This is a genomic window from Streptomyces sp. NPDC127108 (assembly GCF_042677545.1).
Classification (GTDB): domain Bacteria; phylum Actinomycetota; class Actinomycetes; order Streptomycetales; family Streptomycetaceae; genus Streptomyces.
In genome coordinates, this window is record NZ_JBHXTE010000076.1 from 20,109 (window position 1) to 27,425 (window position 7,317).

The following is a 7,317-nucleotide window of genomic DNA, read 5'->3' on the forward strand; positions in this document are numbered from 1 at the left end:
GGCCTACCGCGTTGTGGGCGATGTCTGCGCGGGCAGCCCGGCGTCCTCGGCGGCCAGCAGGCGCAGTGCGTCCAAGGTTATCCGGGCGGCGCGAGTGACACCGTCGGCGACCACCGAGCGGTGCGGGTCGTAGCCGCCGGTGGCCTCCTCGTCGACCAGCTCGTCGGCGTTGGCGCCGTCGACCACCAGCGCGCCGCCCGCCGTCAGACCGCGCGTCGACGCGAACACGTACAGCGCCGACAGCTCCATCTCGATCGCGGCGATCCCGGCCCGCTCGTAGGCGTCGGCGGGCAGCGGCAGGAAGCCCGGCTGGAAGGCGGCCCGGGTCCACACCACGCCCCGGTGGAACGGGGCCCGCGCGGAGCGGGCCGCGCGCTGCAGGGCGAGCACCGCCTCCGGCGCGGCGAACGCCGGATACTCGGCCGGGATCAGCTGCCGCGTCACGCCGTCGTCGCGCACCGCCGCGTCCGCGACGACCAGATCGCCGTCCCCGATGCCCGGCCGGATCGCGCCCGCCGTCCCCAGCCGGATGAAGTGCGTCACACCCGCGTCGGCCAGCTCCTGGAACAGGCACAGGGCGCCGGGCGCGCCCACCCCGTGTGAGGACACGACGACGGACAGGTCCTGCCAGCTGCCGGTGAAGGTGCGGTACTCGCGGTGGTGCGAGACCTCCTTGGCGTCGTCGAGCAGCTCGGCGACGGCCGCGGCGCGCGCGGGGTCGCCGACGACGACGGCGTACGGGGGCAGGCCGGAACGCGGCACTCCGGAGATGGGCAGGGTGTCGGCGGATGTCGTCATCAGGGTGCTCCTACCAAGGGCTCGGACGGATGGGGCGGCTTCGGTGGCGCGGGCGGCTTCGGTGACTTCGACCCGGGCGGTGGCTCGGGCGGGCGTGCGGGGGAGGCGCGGCGGCGTCGGCGTGCGGTGGACAGGAAGAGGGCGACGAGGGTCACGACGTACGGCGCGGCGTCCGTGGCCTGCTGCGGCAGCCCCGCCCCCTGCAACCGGAAGCCCACGGCCTCCGCGACCCCGAAGAGCAGCGCCGCGAGCAGCACGCCGAGCGGCGCGGCCCGGCCCAGCATGACGGCCACCACGGCGATCCAGCCGCGCCCCGCCGTCATGTTCTCCGAGAACAACGTCACGTTGCCGAGGGCCAGTTGGGCCCCCGCGAGCCCGCACAGCACACCCGACGCGAGCACCGCGGCGTAACGGTACCTGGCCGGGCTCACCCCGAGCGTGGCGGCCGCGTCCGGCGCCTCCCCGACCCCGCGAAGGCGCAGCCCCCACGGGTGCCGGGCGAGGAACAGGGCGCTGACGGCGACGGCGCCCCAGGCCGCGTACACGAGCACCGAGTGGCCCGAGAGGACGGGGCCGAGCAGCGGCACGTCGATCTCGCCGAGCCCCTGCAGGTCCGGGTCGGAGAACGTGCCCTGGACGCCGAAGACGGTCCGCAACAGATAGCCCGTCAGGCCGACGGCCAGCAGGTTCAGGGCGACGCCGAGGACGACCGCGTCGCCGCGCAGCGTGATGGCGCCGACGGCGAGGATCAGCGCGTACGCGGCCGCGGCGAGCGCGGCGACGGCCACGCCCAGCCAGGCGCTGCCCGTGTACCAGCTGCCGGCGACGGCCGCGAAGCAGCCGACCAGCATCATGCCTTCGAGCCCGATGTTGAACACGCCCGCGCGCTCGCAGATCGCGCCGCCGAGGGCGGCGAGCAGGATCGGGGTGAGCGCAAGGAGCGCCGAGTGGAAGAGGGCGGAGTCGACGCTCATCGGGACGTCACCTTGGTCCTGTCCGTCGGCCGGGGGTGTTCTCGGGCGGGTGCGAGGTCCGTTTCGGGTGCCTCGTGGGATTCCGCCGTGCCCCCGGGCCTTCGCGCGCGCCGCCAGGTGAACCGCAGCCGCGCCGCGAGGAACACGATGACGACGGCCTGGAGCACCTGGGTCAGCTCGCGCGGGACCTCGGTGGTCCGCTCCATGGCGAGCCCGCCCACGTCGAGCGCCGCGAAGAACAGCGCGGCGAGCGCCGTCCCGAGGGGCGCGGCGGACGCGAGCAGCGCCGCGGTGAGCGCCGTCCAGGTGTGGCCCGCGCCGGTCAGCGCCCCGTCGATGAAGCGGTACGGGAAGCTGAGCACGCCGATCGCGCCCACCAGGCCCGCCATGCCGCCGGACAGCGCCATCAGGCGCAGCGTCAGGCGCGGCCGGTCCACGCCCGCGTACGCGGCGAAGCGCGGGTTGAGGCCGGTCATCCGGATCTCGTAGCCGGCGCCGGTGCGGGCGTCCGCGAACACGAAGAGACCGGCCGCGACCAGGACGAGCAGCAGGCCCACGGTGACCGTCGAGTCCCCGAAGGCGGGCAGCGCGACGCCGTCGGGCAGCCGCCTCGTCTGCGGCAGGCTCGACCCGTCCTCCTTCATGGGGAAGCGCGCCAGGTAGGAGGCGAAGGACATCGCCGGATAGCCGAGGAGCAGGCTGCTGACGAGCAGCGGCACCCCGAACCGGTTCTGGCACACCGCGGCGAGCGCGGCGTACGCGGCCCCGGCGGCCGTGCCCGCGAGCAGCGCGGCGGCCACCGCGAGGGGCGCGGGCAGCGGTACGTACAGTCCGGTCGCCGCCGCCGCGATGCCGCCGAGCACGAGCTGCCCGTCCCCGCCGAGGTTCAGCAGGCCCGCCCGCAGCGGAACGGCGAGCGCGACGGCGAGGCCGAGGACGGAGGTCCCCGTCGTCAGGGTCGGCCCGATCCCGTCAGGGCCGAGCGCGCCGGTGACGACGGATCCGTACGCGCCGACGGGCTCCGCGCCGGTACCGAGCAGGAACAGCGCCCCGACGGCCACGGCGGCGAGGACGGAGTGCAGGGCGGAGGAGCCGAGGAGGCGGCGCGGCACGGAGGGAGCCGAGGGGGTCTCAACTGCCATGGGGGAGGCCTTCCTTCGGAGCTGCGGGGTCGGTGGGCGCGACCGCGCCTTCGGCTGCGGGGGCGGCTTCGGCTGCGGGAACGGCTTCGGCCGCGGGCGGGTCCGACCCCCCGCCCGCCATCGCGAGCCCCAGCACCCGCTCGTCCGCCTCCGCGCGGGTGAACACAGCCGTCACACGGCCCTCGTACATCACGAGCACCCGGTCGGAGAGCCCTCGGATCTCGCTCAGCTCGGCCGAGACGAGCAGGATGGCGTGGCCCGCGTCCCGGTGGGCGATCAGCTCCTGGTGGATGGTCTGGATCGCGCCGATGTCCACGCCGCGCGTGGGCTGCTCGGCGATCAACAGGGGTGCCTCATGGGCGAGTTCCCGGCCGATGACCAGCTTCTGGAGGTTCCCGCCGGACAGGGCGCCCGCCGCGTGCCGCTCGGACGCGGCCTTGATCGTGAACCGCTCGATCAGTTCGCGCGCGTGCGCCCGCAGCCAGGACGGCCGCAGCAGCCGGTGTCCCCGGTGGTGCCCCATGGCGAGGTTCTCGGCCACGGATGCGGCGGGCGCGGTGCCGACGGCGGCCCGGTCCTCGGGGACGTACGCGAGTCCGGCCGCCCGCCGCCGCGCGGCCGAGGCGTGCGTGATGTCGACCCCGGCCAGACCGACCCGGCCGCCGGTGACGGGCCGCAACCCGGCGACGGCCTCGACGAGTTCGCTCTGGCCGTTGCCCGCGACCCCAGCGATGCCGACGATCTCCCCGGCGCGCACCGACAGCGAGACGTCCCGCACGGCGTCGGTCCGCAGCCCGCTCACCTCGAGGACCTCGGCGCCCGGCGCACCGGACGGATGCACCCGGTCGAGCGTCACCGCGCGCCCCGTCATCGCCTCGGCGAGGGCGTCCGCGCTGGTCTCGGCCGTACGAAGGCGCGCGGCCACCCGCCCGTCCCGCAGCACCGTCACGGCGTCGCTGCCCTCCATGACCTCACGCAGCTTGTGCGTGACCAGGAGAACGGCGCGTCCCTCGGCGGCCAGCGACCGAAGGACCGCGAACAGCGCGTCGGCCTCGGCGGGCGTCAGCACGGCGGTGGGCTCGTCGAGGATGAGCGTGCGGGCGCCGCGGTGCAGCAGCTTGAGGATCTCCACGCGCTGGCGCACCCCCACCGGCAGGTCCCCGACGCGCGCCGCCGGGTCGACGGCGAGCCCGTGCCGCTCGGCGAGCGCGCCCACCTCGCACACGGCCGCCGCCCGGTCGACGAGCCCGAAGCGGCGCGGCTCGGCGGCGAACACCACGTTCTCGGCGACGGTGAACGACGGGAAGAGCCGGAAACTCTGGTGCACCATGCCGAGCCCCGCGGCGATCGCCTGGCTCGGGTCGGCGAAGGCCACCTCGCGCCCGTCGAGCAGGATCCGCCCGGCGTCCGGCCGCAACAGCCCGTACAGGACGGACATCAGCGTCGACTTGCCCGCGCCGTTCTCACCCATCAGGGCGTGGATCTCGCCGCGCGCGACGGTGAGGTCCACGCGGTCGTTGGCGAGGGTGCCGGGGAACTCCTTGGTGATGCCGAGCAGTTCGACGGCAGGGGGTGCGGTCGCGGCGGCGGTTCCGGCGACTTCCGGAGCGGTCTCTTCGGTAAGCGGAGCGGCCTGCCCGGCGCCTGCCGCCTCCGTCGCCGGGACGGGCTCAGGCGGCCGGGTCATCGACCTTCAGCTTCCCGGCGACGATGTCGTCCCGCAGCCCCTTCACACGCCTCAGGACGTCGTCGTGGTCCGCGATGAGGCACTTGGAGCCGCCGACCCCCGGCTCCAGGCCGGTCAGCGACATCCCGCCCTCCTTCAGGCCGTACGAGACGGTCGAGCCGCCCTTGCCCGCGAGGATCTGCGCGACGCCCTTCTCCACCGCGACGTCGGTCTTCTTCAGTACGTTGTCGACGACGACACCGGGAGCCGTCAGGCACTGGTTGGCGTCCACGCCGTACGCCTGGAAGCCCTTGGCCTTCGCCGCCTGGAAGACACCGGTGTTGCCGCCCGCGGCGGCCGCCATCACCTGGTCGGCGCCGCCCGAGGCGAGCGTCGCCGCCTGGTCCTTGGCGCGCGCCGCGTCGTTGAACGGCGACTGCCCGCCCACGAACAGCGTCCGCGACGAGGTCCCCGCACGGACCTTCTTCGCACCCGCCGCGAACGGCTCGCTGTAGCGCCGGAACTGGGGCGTGTCGAGCACGTCCACGGCACCGACCTCGCGGCTCTCGCTGAGCAGACCGGCCTCGGCGCCCGCCAGGTACACCGCCTCGTGCTCCCGGAACACCGCGCACGTCACGTTCTTGTACGTCTTCTTCGTGCACGCGTCGACCAGCAGGAACTGCTGCTTGGGGTGGTCCTCGGCCTGCTGCGCCACGAGGTCGGCGAACTCGAAGCCGACCAGCACGACGACGTCCGGCGCCGAGTCCACCGCCGACTGCACGTTCTGCTGCCGCGAGTTGGTGTCGCTGCTCTGGAACACCTTCTGGTTGCCGCCCTGCTTCCGCGCCGCCGCCTTGACGCCGCTGACGGCGAGCTTCAGGAACTCGTTCTGCGCCACGGGGTCGGGCGTGACGAGCGTGAACTCCTTGCCGCCCGCGCCCTTGTCCGCACCCTCGTCCTTGGCGGCGGCGTTGCAGCCGGTGGCGAGGAGGGCGGCGCCGACGACGGCACTCGCGAGGCGCAGGGCGCGGCCCCGCCGCGGCGGCGGGGAGGCCGGGGACGGCGGGGACAGCCGAAGAGCCGGACCGGACGGAACAGTCATGAGGGAGCGCCTTCTGGAAGGTGCCTGGGGATCAGGCAACGGCAGGCAGGGAGTTGACGCGTCGGGGCGTCGGGGACGCCGGGGCGTCAGGAAGGGGAACCGGTGCGGTACGGGGAGCGGCGGGCGAGCGACGGAACGGCGCCGCTCAGCGCATACAGCCCGTACCGGGCATACAGCGGCGACAGCGGCACATGAGGTGACCGCGGGACACGGTGGGGCAGCACACGGCGCTCTTGGCGGTCATGGCTGTCCTCCTCACACCGTGGGTCCGACCGGGGTGGGCGTGAGAGTAACACCGGAATTCGGACGGCCGCACGAACGTCTCGAAATGTGGTTCGAGCAGGTCAGGTACGGTGGCGGCACCCCTCGCACCCTCTGATCTCCCCGATCTCCTCGGGGATCCACCGGAGTTGAGCAGCATGAGCAACAGCAGCAGCCAGGACCTGCGGGCCGTCCTCTGGGCGACATCGGCGGACGGCCCCGCCCTGTCGCTGATCGACCAGACGGCCCTGCCGCACGCCTTGGAGCGGGTCGAGGTGCGCACCGTCGACCAACTCGTCGACGCCATCGTGCGGTTGGTGGTCCGGGGCGCGCCCGCGATCGGCGCTGCCGGTGCGTACGGCGTGGCGCTCGCCCTCGTCCAGGGCGAGCGCGAGGGCTGGACGCGGGCCCGCCTCGACGCCGAGGTCGCCCGGATCCGGGACGCCCGGCCCACCGCCGTGAACCTCATGGCGAGCGTCGACCGGGTCGCGCCCCGCGTCGACGAAGGCCTCGACGCGGTGCTCGCCGAGGCGCACGCCGTCGTCGACGAGGACCTCAAGGCCAACCACGCCATGGGCGTGTACGGCGCCGACTGGCTCCTCGACCGCGTCGGCGTCGACCGGCCCCTGCGCGTCCTCACCCACTGCAACACCGGCGCCCTCGCCACCGCCGGCTGGGGCACCGCGCTCGGTGTCATCCGTGAACTCCACCGGCGGGGGCGCCTGGAGACCGTGTACGCCGACGAGACCCGGCCGCTCCTCCAGGGCGCCCGGCTCACCGCCTGGGAACTCGCCCAGGAGGGCATACCGCACTTCGTCCAGGCCGACTCCGCCGCCGCCGGGACCATCCTGCGCGGTGAGGTCGACGCGGCCGTCGTCGGGGCCGACCGCATCGCCGCCAACGGCGACACCGCCAACAAGGTGGGCACCGTCGGCATCGCCCTCGCCTGCGCCTACGCCCGCATCCCCTTCGTCGTCGCCGCCCCCACCACCACCGTCGACCTCGCCACCGCCTCCGGCGACGGCATCCGCATCGAGCTGCGGGGCGAGGACGAGGTCCTCTCCTGGGGCGGCCTCCGCACCGCCCCCGCCGCGTCGCGCGGCCACAATCCGGCGTTCGACGTGACACCGGGGGAGCTGGTGTCCGCGCTGGTCACGGAGCGCGGAGTCCGAGAGATCTCAGCGGGCGAGCTGCCGGTGACGGGCTAGCCGACCTCGCGGTGCGCCCCAGTCCCGCCCCTTCACCGAAACTGGGGCTCCGCCCCAGACCCCGCTCCTCAAACGCCGGAGGGGCTGTCCCCCACCCACCCACCCTTCTAGCCCGTCCGGCGATTGAGGACGAGGCGCGAAGCGCCGACAAGCGGGGTCCAGGGGG

At 74.4% G+C, this 7,317-nt stretch carries 6 protein-coding genes; 1 reads left to right on the top strand and 5 read right to left on the bottom strand.

Translation table 11 applies throughout. The annotated features are described in order from the left end of the window. Window positions 1-3: 3 nt before the first annotated feature. From ACFVHO_RS38905 to ACFVHO_RS38925, 5 genes are read right to left on the bottom strand one after another with little or no spacing between them, the layout of a single operon-like run. Window positions 4-798 (bottom strand): nucleoside phosphorylase, encoded by a 795-nt coding sequence (locus ACFVHO_RS38905; RefSeq protein WP_385725254.1) that lies wholly within the window; start codon window positions 796-798, stop codon window positions 4-6. Then, entirely contained in the window at window positions 798-1,772 is a 975-nt protein-coding gene (locus ACFVHO_RS38910; RefSeq protein WP_385725255.1) for an ABC transporter permease, read from the bottom strand. Before ACFVHO_RS38910 ends, ACFVHO_RS38905 begins: the two co-directional genes overlap by 1 nt. After that, on the bottom strand, window positions 1,769-2,914 hold the full coding sequence (locus tag ACFVHO_RS38915; RefSeq protein ID WP_385725256.1) for an ABC transporter permease: 1,146 nt from the start codon (window positions 2,912-2,914) through the stop codon (window positions 1,769-1,771). The genes ACFVHO_RS38910 and ACFVHO_RS38915 overlap by 4 nt, the downstream gene beginning before the upstream one ends. Next, the gene (locus ACFVHO_RS38920; protein WP_385725257.1) at window positions 2,904-4,601 is read right to left on the bottom strand and encodes an ABC transporter ATP-binding protein; all 1,698 of its coding nucleotides are present in this window, start codon (window positions 4,599-4,601) and stop codon (window positions 2,904-2,906) included. The genes ACFVHO_RS38915 and ACFVHO_RS38920 overlap by 11 nt, the downstream gene beginning before the upstream one ends. After that, window positions 4,585-5,682 (bottom strand): BMP family ABC transporter substrate-binding protein, encoded by a 1,098-nt coding sequence (locus tag ACFVHO_RS38925; RefSeq protein ID WP_385725258.1) that lies wholly within the window; start codon window positions 5,680-5,682, stop codon window positions 4,585-4,587. Before ACFVHO_RS38925 ends, ACFVHO_RS38920 begins: the two co-directional genes overlap by 17 nt. A gap of 419 nt (window positions 5,683-6,101) precedes the next feature. Here ACFVHO_RS38925 and mtnA point away from each other — a divergent pair, with 419 nt between their 5' ends. After that, entirely contained in the window at window positions 6,102-7,151 is a 1,050-nt protein-coding gene (gene mtnA, locus ACFVHO_RS38930; RefSeq protein ID WP_385725259.1) for an S-methyl-5-thioribose-1-phosphate isomerase, read from the top strand. Window positions 7,152-7,317: the final 166 nt, after the last annotated feature.